Consider the following 17,593-nt stretch of genomic DNA (forward strand, 5'->3'; position numbering starts at 1 on the left):
GTATAAAGAGCAGGTAATACAAAATGAAAATAAATAAACCTTTAAATATAAAGATCGGATTTTATTTTTTAATAACAAATCTAATACTTGTGCTTCTTTTAGGAGGGATTTTTTATTTTAGCTCCAGCACTCTTATTATAAAAAAAAATATTTTAGCTACAACTGAGGGTATTCAAAGAAGAGGAAACTATATAGAGCTATATATAAATAAGATTAAAACTCTGAGCGAGATTATTTCAAAGGATAGTGAAGTATATAGATATTTAGAGGGCGAAGAGAGCGCCAATAAAATAGAGATAAAAAATATGATGGAAAATGTGTTATCAACAGATCCGTATATAAAATCCATTCTTTTAATTCGTAAAGATGGGGCTATAATCTCCAATGAAAAAGAGATAGATATGAAAGTATCCAGTGATATGATGAATGAGGAGTGGTATGTACAGGCATTAAAAAACCATATGCCAGTACTAAATCCACTACGAAAACAGAGGTTTTCACAGGATGATATGGATCATTGGGTGGTCTCAGTGAGTAGAGAGATAAGCAATGAGAGTGGAGAAAATTTAGGGGTTCTATTAATTGACATGAAATATCAGGTGTTTCATGAGTATTTACAAGAAAAGGGCATGGAAAAAAATGAGGATATAGTTATTTTTGATAAGAATAAGAGGGTGGTATACCATAAAGACATACCTTGTGAAGAGAGTGAAAGAGAGTATTTAGAAACTTTTAAAAATATTGATTTAGGATATAATCAAAGGGAGAATAGAGTAGTTATAAGGTATCCCATAAAAAATACCAATTGGATATTGTATGGAGTATCTTTTTTAAAGGAGATTAAAAGTTTAAAACTCCATTTTTTTGAAATGATAATTTTTAGTAGCTTGATTTCCCTTGTAATAACAGTTGTCATAAGTATCTTTATACTAAAGAGAATTACAAAACCAATTCAAGAGTTAGAGAGTCATGTGCGAAAATTTTCCAATAATCTGTCTAAAATATCTTTAAAAGGTGATGTTAGTGAAGAGATTTTAAGTTTAGAAAAGCACTTTAATGAGATGGTGGACAAAATAAATTATCTTAGAGAGTATGAGATTAATGCGCTATATAGTCAAATCAATCCACATTTTTTATACAATACTTTAGATACAATTGTGTGGATGGCAGAGTTTCAAGATACTCAAAAAGTGATTTTACTAACTAAATCTTTAGCAAGTTTCTTTAGAATATCTTTGAGTGAAGGGCGAGAGATGATAACCCTGAAAGAGGAGATAGAACATGTTAAAGAGTATCTATATATACAAAAGCAAAGATATGAGGAGAAGTTGGAGTATGAGTTTGATATAGATGTAGAATTAAAGGAGTTAGAAGTACCTAAAATAATTTTACAACCTCTTGTGGAAAATGCCATATATCATGGGATTAGAAATGTGAAAAATGGAGGAAAAATTCTTGTTTATACCAGAGTTTTAAATGAAATGATAGAGCTTGTTGTGGAAGACAATGGAGTAGGATTTAAAAATGAAAATAGACAAAAAAATATTAGAGTGGGTGGAGTAGGAATAAAAAATGTAAATAAAAGAGTTAAGTTTTACTATGGAGAGGGATATGGAGTGAGAGTTGATAGAGAGATTAAAGTGGGAGCTAGAGTTATAATCACTCTACCTAATAGAGGAGTTTTATTAAAGTAAGAGGATAGTATGATAATTTTTTAGGCGAGGATACCTCCAATTTTTAGTTGGAGAGAGGAATCGCCTATATTTTTATTGAGTAAAGATATAAAAAAAATGGGGGAATCAGAAAGTGTGTAAAGAAAAAATGCTTGACAAAAAATGTAGATTTATATATAATATGTTGGTGATATTATGGAATTGAATGAGATGTTAGAAGTCTCTATTCTGCTTGACTATTATAGAAATCTTTTAAGTGATAGACAAAAAGAATATTTGTTAGAGCACTTCGAGGAAGATCTTTCTCTAACTGAGATTGGAAAGAAGTATAATGTAAGTAGACAAGCTGTCTATGATAACATAAAAAGAGGAATAAAGATTTTAAGAGGTTATGAAGAAAAGATAGGATTTTATAGGAGAGATCTGGAGCTTTTAGCTGAGTTAGAGAGCTTAAAAAAAGATTTTAAAATCGAAAATCTAGAAAAAATAATCGAAAAAAACTTTTAGTAGGGGTGGCCAATGTTAGAAAATTTAGGAAATAGATTCCAAGACATAATGAAAAAAGTAAGAGGTCATGGAAAACTAAGCGAAAGTAATATAAAAGAGGCTTTACGTGAAGTTAGAATGTCTTTACTAGAGGCCGATGTAAACTATAAAGTTGTAAAAGATTTTGTTGCTAAAATTCAAGAAAAAGCAATAGGTTCTGAGGTGTTAACAGGGATTAACCCAGGGCAACAATTTATAAAAATAGTAAATGATGAGTTAATAGAACTACTTGGTGGAACTAACTCTAGACTTACAAAAAGTGCTAAGAATCCTACAGTAGTGATGCTTGCAGGACTTCAAGGAGCGGGAAAAACAACTTTTGCTGGAAAATTGGCAAAATATTTAAAAAAACAAGGTGAAAAACCATATTTAATTGGAGCGGATATATATAGACCAGCCGCAATGAAACAGTTGGAAGTTTTAGCTCAACAAATTGGAGTAGATGTTTACTTTGAATTAGGAAGTAATGATGCTGTTGGAATTTGTGAAAGAGGATTACAAAAAGCTAAAGAAGCTGGAGCAACATATTTAATAATAGATACTGCTGGAAGATTACATATAGATGAAAAATTAATGGAAGAGTTAAAAGAGGTTAAGAAGGTAGTTAGACCTCAGGAGATACTACTGGTAGTAGACGCAATGATAGGACAGGATGCAGTAAATCTTGCACAATCATTTAATAATGCGCTTAGTATTGATGGTGTAGTTCTTACAAAGTTTGATGGAGATACTAGAGGTGGAGCAGCGTTATCTGTTAAATCAGTAGTTGGAAAGCCAATAAAATTTGTTGGAACTGGAGAGAAAATAGATGACTTAGAGTTATTCCATCCAGAAAGATTAGCTTCGAGAATCCTAGGGATGGGAGATGTTGTTTCACTGGTTGAAAAAGCTCAGGAAGCGATAGGAGAAGAGGATGCTAAATCACTTGAGGAGAAGATAAGAACTCAAAAATTTGATTTAGATGACTTCTTAAAACAACTACAAAATATTAAAAAATTAGGTTCTTTAGGAAGCATATTAAAAATGATTCCTGGTATGGGACAGATTGGTGATTTAGCACCAGCAGAGAAAGAGATGAAAAAAGTTGAAGCCATTATCCAATCTATGACTAGAGAGGAAAGAAAAAAGCCAGAGATACTAAAAGCTAGTCGTAAACAAAGAATAGCAAAGGGTAGTGGAACAGACGTTTCAGATATAAACAAGTTATTGAAACAATTTGAGCAGATGAGAGAGATGATGAAAATGTTCTCAACTGGAAAGTTCCCACAACTTCCAGGAATGGGTGGAAGAAAAGGTGGAATGAAGTTTCCATTTTAAATAGAGATTAGAAGTAATACCAAAAATAAAAAAATAGAAATATAAAAGGAGAAGTGATTTTAAATGTTAAAATTAAGATTAACTAGAATGGGAAGCAAAAAGAGACCTGTATACAGAATAGCTGCAATGGAAGCTTTATCAAGAAGAGATGGAAAAGCGGTAGCTTACTTAGGAAACTACTATCCATTAGAGGAAGGAAAAGTAACTCTTAAAGAAGAGGAGATCGTAAAATTCCTTATGAACGGAGCACAACCTACAAGAACAGTTAAGTCTTTATTAGACAAAGCTGGAGTTTGGGCAAAGTTCGAAGCTGCAAAGAAAAACTAATTGCAAAACTTTAGGTGCCTGAAAAGGCACCTTTTTTTCTGTTTGTGTTAGACATTGATTATTAAAATATGGTATAATACAAGGTAAATTCAACTATGAAAAGGAGATGGATTAATGGAGACACTCTTTAATAGAATTGCAAAAGAAACGGGATTAAACATTGAACAGATTACAAATACAGTAAAACTTTTGGATGAAGGTTCAACAGTACCGTTTATAGCAAGATATAGAAAAGAAGTTACTGGAAATTTAGATGAAACAAATATTTTGAAAATATCTGAACTAATAGCTTACCTAAGAAACTTAGAGATAAGAAAAGAGGAGGTTATCAGATTAATTGAGGAGCAGGGTAAATTAACTGAGGAGTTAAAAAACCAAATAATTTCAGCGGAAAAACTTCAAACAGTTGAAGATTTGTATTTTCCTTATAAGAAGAAGAGAAAAACTAAGGCTGATATAGCTAAAGAGCAGGGATTAGAACCTCTAGCTCAAAAAATCTATGAGTTAAAATCGATGGATGAACTTGAAAAAGAGTCTCAACTATTTATAAATGAAGAGGTTGAGAGTATAGAAAAAGCTATTGAGGGAGCTAAGCTTATTGTGGCTCAAAACTTATCTGAAACTTTGGAATACAGAGAGAGACTAAGAGAGGAGATGCTAAAAAAAGCTAGTATTGTAGCTAAAAAGAGCAAGAAAGCTGAGGAACTTGATACAAAACAGATATATAAGGATTATTATGAGTATACAGAGCCTGTAAATAAAGCTTTATCTCATAGAATTTTAGCTTTAAATAGAGGAGAAAATGAGGGAATATTAACAATCTCTCTAAACTTTGAAGAGAGAGATAGAGAGAGAGTAGAGGGATACCTTTTAAAGGATTTTAAAAATAAAGAGTTGAATCCACTACACAAAGAGATTGTTATTGATGCTTTAGATAGACTAATTTTACCTTCTATTGAGAGAGAAGTTAGAAACATATTAACAGAAAAGGCTGAAGATGAAGCTATTGTAGTATTTAAAGAAAACTTAAAAAATCTTTTAATGCAACCACCACTTAACGAAAAAAATATCTTGGCTCTAGACCCAGGGTATAGAACAGGGTGCAAAGTTGCAGTAATTGATAAAAATGGATTTTTTAGAGAGAACACAGTGTTTTATCTAGTAAAAGAGATGCATCATGAGAATCAGTTAAAAGATGCAGAGAGAAAAATGAAAGATTTTATAAAAAAATATGACATTGATATAGTTGTTATAGGAAATGGTACTGCTTCAAGAGAAACTGAGAGCTTTGTAGCTCAAGTTTTAAAAACAGTGGATAAAGATGTAAAATATCTAATTGGAAATGAGGCAGGAGCATCAATATACTCAGCTTCAAAAATTGCAGTGGAAGAGTTCCCAGATTTAGATGTAACAGTTAGAGGAGCAATCTCTATTGGAAGAAGAATTCAAGATCCGTTGGCAGAGTTAGTAAAAATTGACCCTAAATCAATTGGTGTTGGAATGTATCAACATGATGTTAATCAAAAAAGATTGGATCAGTCACTAACTGAAGTTATTGAATTGGTGGTAAATAATGTTGGGGTAAATGTAAATACCGCTTCATGGGCACTACTGTCATATGTTTCTGGAGTTAAGAAAAGTGTTGCAAAAGGTATTGTTGACTACAGAAAAGAGAATGGAAATTTTAAAAATAGAAAAGAGTTACTAAAAGTAAAGGGATTGGGAGCTAAGGCCTATGAGCAGATGGCTGGATTCCTAGTTATCCTAGATGGAGAGAACACTCTTGATAACACAATAATTCACCCAGAGTCATATAAAATAGCTGAGGAGATATTAAAGGCTGTAGGTCTTTCTTTAAAAGCATATGGAAGTGATTTAAACAAAGCTAAAGAAGTCCTAGTTGGATTTGATTATAAAGGATTTGCAGAAGAGAATAACTACGGTTATGAAACTGTTAAAGATATATATGAGGCTCTAGTTAAAGAGAGAAGGGACCCTAGAGATAGTATTCAAAAGCCTCTTTTAAAATCAGATATATTGAAAATAGATAATCTTCAACCAGGTATGGAATTAGAGGGAACAGTAAGAAACGTGGTTAAGTTTGGAGCATTCATAGATATAGGACTAAAAAATGATGCATTACTTCATATTTCTGAGATATCGGATAAGTTTATAGATGATCCTAGTAAAGTTCTTTCAGTGGGACAGATTATAAAGGTAAAAATAAAGGATATTGACAGAGAAAGGGAAAGAGTTGGATTAACTAAAAAGGGGCTTTAGAGGATGAGAATAAGAAAAGATTCCTTGTTAATAAAGATAATTTTTTACAATGATATAGCAATATTTCTAACTTCAATTTTGATCGCGATAGTTGTAATATTGACCTCCTTTCAAGATATGGAGCAAAGAATAGAGGATACAACTAAAAATAAGATGAATCTCCTTATGGGGAACTATAAATCCTATTTTGGAGAGATTAGAAACGATGTTTATAAAGAGATTGGAAAATATAGAATTAGTGAAGGGAATCAGCAAATAGCAGAGATGCTAAAATATAATTTGCTAAAAGAGGATTTTAGAAATTATTATAATTCAGTGATAACTATTATCTCATCAGAGGGGGAGTTATTAGGGGAGTATGGTAATAAAGATAACTTAGGAACTTTAAATAAAGATAATATCCATATTTTACTTGAGACTTCTAGTAAAAAGGAGTTTGAAGAGACTGGATACTATTTGGCCACTGTGGATGATAAAATTTATGGTAGAGTGGTAATTCCATATGGAAATGAGATGACAACATACTATTTAGTGGTGTCAATTCCAATAAATCGGGATTTTTTAACATCTTTAACTGATGGGTTGGAACTCAGCTCAAAAGACAGAGTATATTTTGTATCAAATGTCCCAGATAAAGATGAATTACAGGCTAAATTTTTCTTTTCAAATAGAACTTATAGAGAGATACTAAAAAAGGACTATAAAAATTATTATTTAAATAAAAAAATAAATGGTTTATCATATTATGTTGGAATTTATAATTTAATAGGTTATAATGATAGTTATTTAGGAAGTTTTGTAATCTCTCTTTCCAAAGAGAGATTAACAGAGGAAAAGTTAATGACATCTGTCTATATAGGAGTTTTAGTTTTACTGATTATGATTATAAGCTCAACAATTTCAAGTAAGGTATTCAGAAAATTGCTGATGCCACTTACACAGATAGCTGATTTGGCAGATCAAATCTCTAAAGGGGAAAGAGTTGATGATATAAAAGTGGTTGGACAAGGAGAGATTCGCTCTCTATCGATCTCTTTTAAAGAGATGATTGAAAAGCTAAATATAGCACAGGAGGATTTAACAATCCAAAATAAAGAGTTAGTTAGAAACATTGAAAGAATTGAAGCCATTGATAAACTTTTAATGGGTATGAATATAGAGCAGGATACGTTTAAAACTATAAAGAAATTGGTTTCAGGATTTACTTCTGAAGTTGGTTTAGGTTATAGTAGAGCTATGTATTTTAGATATAGTAGAGAGAACGATTACCTAATAGGTGAGGAGATATCTATAAATAGAACTTTAACAGAGGAAAGTAAAAAAGGATTTAAGTTTCAATTGAAAAACTTAAAAGAGTTAGTTCTATTTGCTAAAATTCCCATTAATAATGAAAATTTATTGGCTAAATCTTTTAGAGAACAAAAAATTATCTATAAAAATGATGCGGGATATAAATATGATTTGGGAAATGATGTTTTAAAGGCCATAGGGTTGAAAAACTTTTTTATTTTCCCAATTCATGGAGCTGGAAAATTCTCGGGTGTAATAGTTGTAGATAACTATACCAAAGATATAAGAATTAATCAGGAGGAGCTAGAGCTATTAAATCTACTTTCTATGAACTTCTCTATTGGTATAAATAATAAAGAGACAAGATTGGATATTCTAGAGAGTCAAAGAGTTCTAACAATAGAAAAGTTAGCAAAAAGATTCTTAAGATTGAGAGGAGAGGTTGTTGAGAAGCTATTGGAGTGTATTGATTCAGAGAATCCTGGAGAGAAGATAATAGCGGAATTGACTACAATCAAGCCTTACTTAGCTAGAATAAAAGAGGATAATGAATCTCTAAGAGCATATTCAGAAGAGATTGATGACAAGTATGAAAGAGTTTCATTGGATAAAATAATAAATGAAACCATTATTGAATATAGTCAAAAGTTTAAAAGTGAAAATATCTCTGTATCCTTTTTCAATGCCACTAGTGGTACTGTTTTAGGAAGCAGAAGAAAACTTCAAAAAGTTATAAAAGAGCTTATAGATAATGCTTATAATGCTCTATTAAATAAACAAAGCAATAGAAGAATTGATATAATTCTATCAAAAAGAAAAATCAATGAAAAAATTGAATTAAAAATTATTGACAATGGAATGGGATTATCTTCAAAACAATTGGAAGATATATATGAACCATTTATAAGTTACTCTCCACAAACACTGGGACTTGGATTATTTTTCGTTCATAAAATAATAAAAGATCATGGTGGAGTAATAAAACATTTCTCAGAAGAGGGTAGCAGTACAGAAGTAAAAATAACTTTAAATGCATATAAGGAGGAAGTCTAATGGAAGAAAGAGATTACGGGAAAACGTTGAACCTTCCGAAAACAAGTTTCCAAATGAGGGCAAACTTACCAACGAAGGAACCAAACATCTTAAAAAAATGGGATGATGAAAAGATTTATGAAAAGGGATTAAAAAAGGGAAGTAGAACATTTATACTTCACGATGGACCTCCATACGCAAACGGTGGAATCCATATAGGTCATGCTTTAAATAAAATATTAAAAGATATTATTTTAAAGTATAAGAGATTATCTGGATATACAGTACCTTATGTTCCTGGATGGGATACTCATGGATTGCCTATAGAGTTAAAGGTGAGCGAAGAGTTAGGGGAAAAAATGAAAGAGATGTCACCTCTTGAAATTAGAGAGAAGTGTACAAACTACGCTAAAAAATGGGTAGAGATTCAAAAAGAAGGGTTCCAAAGATTAGGAATTTTAGGTGAGTGGGATAATCCATACCTAACTTTAAATCCAGAGTATGAAGCAAAACAATTAGAGGTTTTTGGAGAGCTTTATGAAAATGGATATATCTTCAAAGGATTAAAACCAATCTACTGGTCTCCAGTTACAGAGACAGCTCTAGCAGAAGCAGAGATTGAATATAAAAACCATGTATCGCCATCAATTTATGTAAAGATGGAAGCAAATAAGGATATTATGGATAAGTTAGAAATGACAGAGCCATTATATCTAGTAATTTGGACAACAACTCCATGGACTTTACCTGCAAATACAGGAATCGCTTTAAATGGAGAGTTTGAATATGGAATCTATAAGACAGAAAAAGGAAACCTTATTTTAGCTAAAGTTTTAGCAGATAGAGCGTTTAATGATATGGGTATAAAAGAGGTGGAGCTAGTTAAAGAGTTCCTTGGAGCTGATTTAGAGAACTTAACTTACAAGCACCCATTCTTAGAGAGAACAGGAAAAGTTGTTTTAGGAACTCACGTAACTGCAGAAGCGGGAACAGGAGTTGTACACACTGCGCCTGGACATGGACAGGATGACTATGTTGTAGGAGTTAGATATGGATTACCAATCATCTCTCCAATCAACAATAAAGGGGTACTAACTGAAGAGGCAGGACAATTTGCAGGATTATTCTATAAGAAAGCAAATAAAGTTATAGCTGAATACTTAACAGGAACAGGACATCTATTGAGCTACAAAGAGTTTGAGCACTCTTATCCACATGATTGGAGATCAAAAACTCCAGTAATTTTTAGAGCTACTGAGCAGTGGTTTATCAGATGTGAAGGATCAGATTTAAGAGAAAAAGCTTTAAAAGTTTTAGATGACGTTAAGTTTGTTCCAGAGTGGGGAAGAAATAGAATTGGATCTATGTTGGAAACAAGACCTGACTGGTGTATCTCAAGACAGAGAACATGGGGAGTACCAATTCCAGTATTCTACAATGAAGCTACAGGAAAAGAGATTTTTGAAAGAGAGATTTTAGATAGAGTTATTGAAATCGTTAAAAAAGAGGGTTCAGCTGCTTGGGTAAAATACTCAGCTGAAGAGCTAATTGGAGAAGAGTTATTAGAAAAATATAACTTAAAAGGGATAGAGTTAAGAAAAGAAACAAACATAATGGACGTTTGGTTTGATTCAGGGGTTTCTCACAGATCAGTTTTAGAGACTAGAGAGGGACTTCGTAGACCAGCAGACCTATACTTAGAGGGATCAGATCAGCATAGAGGATGGTTCCAAACATCTCTATTAACATCTGTAGGATCAACAGGAGATGCTCCATTTAAGATGTTATTAACTCACGGATTCGTAAATGATGGAGAGGGTAAAAAGATGTCAAAGTCTGTAGGAAACGTTGTTGCACCTCAAGATGTTATAAAAGTTTATGGAGCTGATATCTTAAGATTATGGTGTGCATCAGTTGATTACAGAGAGGATGTAAAAATATCTGATAATATTTTAAAACAGATGGCTGAAGCTTACAGAAGAGTAAGAAATACAGCTAGATATATTTTAGGAAACTCAGCAGACTTTAATCCAGCAACAGATGCGGTAGCTTATGAGGACTTAATGGAAATCGATAAGTGGGCATTAAATAAGTTAGAGAGATTAAAAAGAGTGGTAACAGAATCGTATGAAAAATATGAGTTCTATAACCTATTCCAAGAGATTCACTATTTCTCAGGAATCGATATGTCAGCTTTCTACTTAGATATAATCAAGGATAGATTATACGCTGAAAAAGCGGATTCAAAAGAGAGAAGAGCGGCTCAAACAGTAATGTCAGAAGTTCTTGTAACATTGACAAAAATGGTTGCACCAATCCTATCTTTCACAGCTGAAGAGATTTGGGAAACTTTACCAGAGTCTTTAAAGGATTCTGAATCAGTTCTATTAACTGACTGGTATGTAAATAATGATCAATACATAAATGATGAGTTAGATACAAAGTGGGAAGAGATTGTAAAATTAAGAAAAGATGTTAATAAAACACTAGAGTTAGCAAGACAAGGTGAAAACAAAATAATAGGAAACTCTTTAGATGCAAAAGTTATTTTAGCTGCTGACAATGCAGAGTTAGCTAAATTCTTAAAAGATAATAAAGAGGTTTTAGAGGAAGTATTTATCGTTTCTCAATTGGTAATTGTTGATGAAAAAGATGATTCATTTGTAAAAGGTGAGGAGCAAGAGGCTTTATTTGTAAAAGTTGAACATGCAGATGGAGAAAAGTGTGAAAGATGTTGGAAATACTCAACAGAGCTAGGAACTAATCCAGAGCATCCAACAGTATGTCCAAGATGTACATCAGCGCTAGTTGATTAATTATTCAAAGAGGTGAGCTGTGTTATATATAGGGATAATATTTTTATTAGTTTTTTTAGATCAGATATCCAAATATGAAATAGACACTTGGTTAGTAGAAGGAGAAACTTTCCCCATTGTGGGAGAGTTTTTCCATCTTACTTATGTAAAAAATAGAGGCATAGCTTTTGGAATGTTTCAAGGAAAATTAGATATAATCTCTATTTTAACGATTGTTGTAATAATTGGATTGGGATTTTATTTTTTTAAGAATAGAAAAAAAATTTCAGTTATAGAAAAAATAGGGTATTCATTTATTTTAGGTGGAGCAATTGGAAATATAATTGATAGAGTCTATAGAGGCTTTGTTATTGATATGATTGACTTTAGAGGAGTATGGGTATTCGTATTTAATCTAGCTGATGTTTGGATAAATATAGGGGTTATTCTAATAATATTAGATAGCTTATTAGACAGTAAAAGGAAAAAGAAAAATTAGGAGGAAGTGAAATGACATTTCAAGAGATGATATTTGCTCTTCAACAGTATTGGAGTTCAAAAGGGTGTATCATTGGAAATCCATACGATATAGAAACAGGAGCTGGAACATTTAATCCAAATACATTTTTAATGTCTTTGGGACCAGAGCCATGGAATGTAGCATATGTAGAGCCATCAAGAAGACCAAAAGATGGAAGATATGGAGAAAATCCAAATAGAGTTTATCAACACCATCAATTTCAGGTGATAATGAAACCATCACCAGATAATATTCAAGAGCTTTATTTAGAATCATTAAAAGTTTTAGGAATCGATCCTTTAAAGCATGATATCCGTTTTGTTGAGGATGACTGGGAGTCACCAACATTAGGAGCTTGGGGATTAGGTTGGGAAGTATGGTTAGATGGAATGGAAGTAACTCAGTTCACATATTTCCAACAAGTTGGAGGACTGGAACTAGATGTTGTACCAGTAGAGATAACATATGGACTAGAAAGATTAGCACTATATATTCAAAATAAAGAGAATGTATATGATTTAGAGTGGGCACCTGGAATTAAATATGGTGATATGAGATATCAATATGAGTATGAGAACTCTAAATATTCATTTGAAGTAGCAGATTTAGAAAGCCATTTCAGATGGTTTGATGACTATGAGAAAGAGGCAGATAGAGCTTTAAATGAGAATCTAGTAATGCCAGCATACGACTATGTTTTAAAATGTTCTCACACATTCAACGTTCTAGACTCAAGAGGAGCTATATCTACAACAGAGAGAATGGCTTATATCTTAAGAGTTAGAAACCTAGCTAAAAGATGTGCAGAGGTATTTGTACAAAATAGAAAAGAACTAGGATATCCTTTACTGAAGAAAAAGTAAAAGGAAAAAAGAGGAGGAATAGAAAGTGAGATTACTTTTTGAAATAGGAATGGAAGAGTTACCTGCAAGATTCCTTGTTCAAACTCTAAAAGAGATGAAGGAAAACTTAGAAGGTAAGTTAAATGAAAAAAGAATAAAATTTGATGAGATAAAAACTTTTGGAACACCAAGAAGACTTGTAATTTTAGTGGAAGGATTGGCAGAGACTCAGGAAGATTTAGATATTCTAAATATGGGGCCAGCTAAACAGGTAGCTTTTGGTGAGAATGGAGAGATTTCAAGAGCAGGATTGGGATTTGCTAAATCTCAAGGAGTGGAAGCTACTGATTTAGAAATTATTGAAACACCAAAAGGTGAGTACATAGCAGTTAGAAAGTTTTTAAAAGGTGAGTGTACTAAAGCTCTACTTTCAGATCTTTTAAAAGAGTTAGTACTAGAGGTAAACTTCCCAAAATCAATGAAGTGGGGAGAGAAAAAGTTAAAGTTTGCTAGACCAATTCAATGGTTTTTAGCTCTAGTGGATAATGAGGTAGTAAACTTTGAGATAGAGGGAATTAAAAGTGGAAGAGCATCAAGAGGGCATAGATTCTTTGGGCAAAACTTTGAAGTTTCAACTATAGATGAATATTTTGAAAAAATTAAAGAAAACAACGTAATCATAGATGTTGAAGAGAGAAAGAGTTTAATAAAAAAACTTATTAAAGAGAACTGTCAAGAGGCTAATGAGCAAGTATTAATAGATGAGGAGTTATTGAAAGAGGTTGCCAACTTAGTGGAGTATCCATTCCCAATAGTGGGAACATTTAATTCTGATTTCTTAGAGGTACCTCAAGATGTTCTAATCATATCTATGCAAGTACACCAAAGATATTTCCCAATTTTAGATTTAGAAGGAAAACTTTTACCTAAGTTTGTAGTTATAAGAAATGGAATTGAGGATTCAGAGCAAGTTAGAAAAGGAAATGAAAAAGTGTTATCAGCAAGACTTGCAGATGCTAGATTCTTCTATCATGAAGATTTAAAGAAGCCTTTAGTGGAAAATGTAGAGAAGTTAAAGCAAGTTGTATTCCAAAAAGATTTAGGAACTATTTATAATAAGATTGAAAGATCTAAAAAAATAGCTGATTATTTAATAGAAGCTACTGGAATGGAGAGCAGAAGAGAAACAATTGAAAGAACAATTCTACTAGCTAAAGCTGACTTGGTATCTAACATGATTGGTGAGAAAGAGTTTACAAAACTTCAAGGGTTCATGGGAGCAGATTATGCTTTAAAATCTGGAGAGTCAGAACTAGTGGCTAAAGGGATTGAGGAGCACTACTATCCAAGATACCAAGGAGACCTTTTACCAAAAGGTGTAGAGGGAGTTATAGCTGGAATTTCAGATAGAATAGATACTCTATGTGGATGTTTTGGAGTTGGAATTATTCCAAGTGGATCTAAAGACCCATTTGCTTTAAGAAGAGCAGCTTTAGGAATTGTAAATATCATTTTAGATTCAAACTTAAATATCTCTTTAAAAACTTTAGTTGAGAGAGCTTTAGATACTCTATCAGCAGAGGGAGTTTTAAAAAGAGATAAGGCTGAAGTATTAAATGAAGTGATGGATTTCTTTAAACAGAGAGCTTTAAATGTATTTACAGAGATGGGATACTCTAAGGATATCGTATCTGCAGTTGTGGATAAGAGTTTTGATAATCTAGTGGATACACTGTTGAGAATAAAAGCTGTGGATGAGTTTGCAAAAATGGATAGCTTTAACAATCTAGTATCACTGATGAAAAGAGTTGGAAACATCTCTAAAGGATTTGAGGGAGTAATTGTTGATTCTGATCTTCTAAAGGAAGAGGTAGAAAAAGAGTTATTTAATAAATCTCAAGAGGTAGCAAGAGACGCAAAAGAGATGTTAGTTGCTAAAAACTATATAGGATATCTAAATGTGCTATTATCAACAGAGGATGTAATAAATAGATATTTTGAATCTATAATGGTAATGGATAAGGATGAGGCTATAAAAAATAATAGATTATCACAACTTAACTATATAGCAACAATTTTCAATAAAATGGTTAATTTAACTTTAATTGAAGAGAAAAAATAAAAAAAATATTGACTAAATAATACGAATACGATATAATTTAGTCATAAAAAACAAAATCATCAAGAGAGACTGAGGGACTGGCCCTATGACGTTTCAGCAACCTACCTAAGAGGTGTGGTGCTAATTCCAGAAAGATGACTTATAGAGGATCTCAAAGCCTTTTATCTTTCTGGAGAGATAAAAGGCTTTTTTTATCTCTTTTGATAAATAATTAGGAGGAAACAATGAAGAATTTAATTTATTTCACATCGGAGTGTGTATCACCAGGACATCCAGACAAGATAGCAGACCAAATATCAGACGCGGTATTAGATGCATGTATAAAAAATGATCCAGCAGCAAGAGTAGCATGTGAAGTATTTTGTACAACAGGACAGGTAGTTGTTGGTGGAGAGATTACAACGACAACTTATATAGATATACAGGATATAGTTAGAAATAAGATTAATGAGATCGGTTATAAAAATGGAATGGGATTTGACGCAGACTGTGGAGTATTGAATGCAATTCACTCACAATCTCCAGATATAGCTATGGGAGTAGATATTGGTGGAGCAGGAGACCAAGGTATCATGTTTGGAGGAGCTGTAAAAGAAACTCCAGAACTAATGCCTTTAGCATTAGTTTTAGCAAGAGAGATAATTGTAAAATTAACAAGATTAACAAGATCAAAAGATCTTCTTTGGGCAAGACCAGATGCAAAATCACAGGTTACATTAGCTTATGATGAAAATGGAAAAATTGTGGGAGTGGATACTGTTGTTGTATCAGTTCAACATAACCCAGAGGCAACTCAAGAGCAGATTCACCAAGATATTAAAGAACTAGTAATTAAGCCAGTTTTAGAATCATATAACTTAAGCACTGAGGATGTAAAAAATTACCATATCAACCCTACAGGAAGATTCGTAATTGGAGGACCACATGGTGATACTGGTTTAACTGGAAGAAAGATAATAGTAGATACTTATGGAGGATTCTTTAGACATGGTGGAGGAGCTTTCTCTGGAAAGGATCCATCTAAAGTTGATAGATCAGCAGCATATGCTGCTAGATGGGTTGCTAAAAATATTGTAGCAGCAGATTTAGCAGATAAGTGTGAAGTTCAATTATCATACGCTATTGGAGTAGCTGAGCCTACATCAATAAAAGTGGAGACATTTGGAACAGGAAAAGTGGACGAAATAAAATTAGCTGAAGCTGTTCAAAAAGTATTTGATTTAACTCCAAGAGGGATTGAAAGAGATTTAGAGTTGAGAAGTGGTAAGTTTAACTACCAAGATTTAGCTGCTTTTGGACATATTGGAAGAACAGATTTAGATTTACCTTGGGAGAGAGTAGATAAAGTCGAAGAGCTAAAAAAATATTTAAATAGATAATAGTATACAAAAAAAGGGAAGTTTATTCTTCCCTTTTTTATATTTTAGTGGTAAGCTATAGAAAAAAAAGGAGATGAGATATGAAGTATTTATTTGTAAATTATCCAAAGTGCTCAACATGTATAAAAGCAAGAAAGTGGTTAGAGGAAAATGGAGTTGAATTTGAGTCTAGACATATTGTTGAAAACAATCCAACAAAAGAGGAGTTAAAAAAATGGATTGATTTAAGTGGGCAGCCTATAAAAAGATTCTTTAACACAAGTGGAATCTTATATAGAGAGATGAATCTAAAGGAAAGAGTAGCAAAAGATAGTGAAGATGAACTTTTAGATATTCTATCTACAAATGGAATGCTTGTAAAAAGACCTCTATTAATAGGAAAAGATATGGTGTTAATAGGGTTTAAAGAAAAAGAGTGGGAAATTTTAAAAAAATAAAAAATTATGTTGACATTTTATAAAAAAAATGGTACTATTATTATGTAGCAACGACGCAAAAAGCGCGAAGTTGCCCCGTTCGTTCAGTGGTAAGGACAATAGATTTTCACTCTATAAACAGGGGTTCGATTCCCCTACGGGGTACCATTTGGAAGCATAGCTCAGTTGGGAGAGCACCTGCCTTACAAGCAGGGGGTCACTGGTTCAAGTCCAGTTGTTTCCACCATTTAAGTAACTTAAAGCACGTAAGTGCTTTTTTTTTATTCAAATAAAAATCATAAAAAAAAGGCTATAATTACATTTATAACCTTCTTCACAGCTGCTTTTTTAATAGATTAGTTGTATCTAGTTTATAAGATTCTTTGTTGTTCAAAAAGTTAATTACATCCTCAGTTAAATCTACTCCACCATAAATTGTTGCACTTTTTTCAATAACCATCTCCAAATTTTTCTGTTTTCCAATTAAAATAGCAACTGAATCAATCTCAAATTTTATGTCATATATAAAATTCTGTTGATCCTCTTGGAAAGTTCTCTCTGAAGTTTCGATTTTTTCTTGAAATTGTTTTTTTAAGTCTAACAGTTTATTTTTGTCATCCTCTGTTATTTTTGATTTTGACTTTATGATTTTTTCCTGTTCTAATAAGCTTTGTCTTAGACCTTCAATCTCTGAATTTAGTTCCAATCTTTTATTCTCAAGTTTTTCTTCCATTTCAAAACGCTTATTGTATTGGCTAAAGATATATTCGGAATCAATAACTCCAATGTTGAGTGCAAAGGCTGAAGTGGTCATAAAAAGCAATAGAAATAAAACATTCATATAATTTACTCCTTTTTGTGGAATTTTATTCTTATTATACATTATTTTGTTAATATTTGATATAATATTTAAAAGAAAAATATAAAAGAGGGTGGAAAATTGAATAAAAAACTTAAGATATTCTTACTTTTAATACAGATGTTTGGTATTGGACTTTCACTATACTATCGAAAGTTTTTATTAACAGTAGCCGTTGTATTGATGTTGATATAT

13 protein-coding genes, 2 tRNA genes and 1 riboswitch are annotated in these 17,593 nt (G+C 32.2%); of the genes, 14 read left to right on the forward strand and 1 reads right to left on the reverse strand.

The window, feature by feature from the left end; all coding sequences use genetic code 11:
- Window positions 1-23 precede the first annotated feature (23 nt).
- From ACMOUI_RS03650 to ACMOUI_RS03715, 14 genes are all read left to right on the forward strand, one after another.
- Window positions 24-1,694: a cache domain-containing sensor histidine kinase gene (locus ACMOUI_RS03650; protein WP_418964385.1), complete on the forward strand. Its 1,671-nt coding sequence runs from the start codon at window positions 24-26 to the stop codon at window positions 1,692-1,694.
- Window positions 1,695-1,868: 174 nt separating this feature from the next.
- Window positions 1,869-2,180 (forward strand): YlxM family DNA-binding protein, encoded by a 312-nt coding sequence (ylxM, locus tag ACMOUI_RS03655; RefSeq protein WP_418964386.1) that lies wholly within the window; start codon window positions 1,869-1,871, stop codon window positions 2,178-2,180.
- A gap of 12 nt (window positions 2,181-2,192) precedes the next feature.
- Complete coding sequence (gene ffh / locus ACMOUI_RS03660) at window positions 2,193-3,536, forward strand: signal recognition particle protein (protein WP_418964387.1); 1,344 nt, start codon at window positions 2,193-2,195, stop codon at window positions 3,534-3,536.
- Between the two features lie 63 nt (window positions 3,537-3,599).
- Window positions 3,600-3,863 carry a 30S ribosomal protein S16 gene (gene rpsP, locus ACMOUI_RS03665; RefSeq protein ID WP_023051405.1) on the forward strand — a complete coding sequence of 88 codons (264 nt, stop codon included), beginning with the start codon at window positions 3,600-3,602 and terminating at the stop codon, window positions 3,861-3,863.
- Window positions 3,864-3,977: 114 nt separating this feature from the next.
- Window positions 3,978-6,143 carry a Tex family protein gene (locus ACMOUI_RS03670; RefSeq protein WP_418964388.1) on the forward strand — a complete coding sequence of 722 codons (2,166 nt, stop codon included), beginning with the start codon at window positions 3,978-3,980 and terminating at the stop codon, window positions 6,141-6,143.
- Between the two features lie 3 nt (window positions 6,144-6,146).
- Window positions 6,147-8,486, forward strand: coding sequence for a HAMP domain-containing sensor histidine kinase (locus ACMOUI_RS03675; RefSeq protein WP_418964389.1), 2,340 nt, complete (start codon window positions 6,147-6,149; stop codon window positions 8,484-8,486).
- Entirely contained in the window at window positions 8,486-11,281 is a 2,796-nt protein-coding gene (ileS, locus tag ACMOUI_RS03680; RefSeq protein ID WP_418964390.1) for an isoleucine--tRNA ligase, read from the forward strand. Before ACMOUI_RS03675 ends, ileS begins: the two co-directional genes overlap by 1 nt.
- Window positions 11,282-11,300: 19 nt before the next feature.
- On the forward strand, window positions 11,301-11,759 hold the full coding sequence (gene lspA / locus ACMOUI_RS03685) for a signal peptidase II (protein WP_418964391.1): 459 nt from the start codon (window positions 11,301-11,303) through the stop codon (window positions 11,757-11,759).
- Window positions 11,760-11,770: 11 nt separating this feature from the next.
- Window positions 11,771-12,643 carry a glycine--tRNA ligase subunit alpha gene (gene glyQ, locus ACMOUI_RS03690; RefSeq protein ID WP_418964392.1) on the forward strand — a complete coding sequence of 291 codons (873 nt, stop codon included), beginning with the start codon at window positions 11,771-11,773 and terminating at the stop codon, window positions 12,641-12,643.
- Window positions 12,644-12,668: 25 nt separating this feature from the next.
- Entirely contained in the window at window positions 12,669-14,744 is a 2,076-nt protein-coding gene (glyS, locus tag ACMOUI_RS03695) for a glycine--tRNA ligase subunit beta (RefSeq protein ID WP_418964393.1), read from the forward strand.
- Window positions 14,745-14,797: 53 nt separating this feature from the next.
- Window positions 14,798-14,885, forward strand: a riboswitch (SAM riboswitch).
- A gap of 83 nt (window positions 14,886-14,968) precedes the next feature.
- Window positions 14,969-16,123 (forward strand): methionine adenosyltransferase, encoded by a 1,155-nt coding sequence (metK, locus tag ACMOUI_RS03700; protein ID WP_418964394.1) that lies wholly within the window; start codon window positions 14,969-14,971, stop codon window positions 16,121-16,123.
- Window positions 16,124-16,203: 80 nt separating this feature from the next.
- Window positions 16,204-16,560 (forward strand): arsenate reductase family protein, encoded by a 357-nt coding sequence (locus ACMOUI_RS03705; protein ID WP_418964395.1) that lies wholly within the window; start codon window positions 16,204-16,206, stop codon window positions 16,558-16,560.
- Window positions 16,561-16,632: 72 nt separating this feature from the next.
- Window positions 16,633-16,707, forward strand: a tRNA-Glu gene (locus ACMOUI_RS03710).
- A 3-nt stretch (window positions 16,708-16,710) separates the two neighbouring features.
- Window positions 16,711-16,786: transfer RNA gene (locus tag ACMOUI_RS03715), tRNA-Val, on the forward strand.
- Window positions 16,787-16,873: 87 nt separating this feature from the next.
- Here ACMOUI_RS03715 and ACMOUI_RS03720 read toward each other — a convergent pair.
- Window positions 16,874-17,380, reverse strand: coding sequence for an OmpH family outer membrane protein (locus tag ACMOUI_RS03720; protein ID WP_418964396.1), 507 nt, complete (start codon window positions 17,378-17,380; stop codon window positions 16,874-16,876).
- Between the last annotated feature and the right edge of the window lie 213 nt (window positions 17,381-17,593).

The organism is Cetobacterium sp. (assembly GCF_048470075.1).
In the GTDB taxonomy this organism is placed as follows: domain Bacteria; phylum Fusobacteriota; class Fusobacteriia; order Fusobacteriales; family Fusobacteriaceae; genus Cetobacterium_A.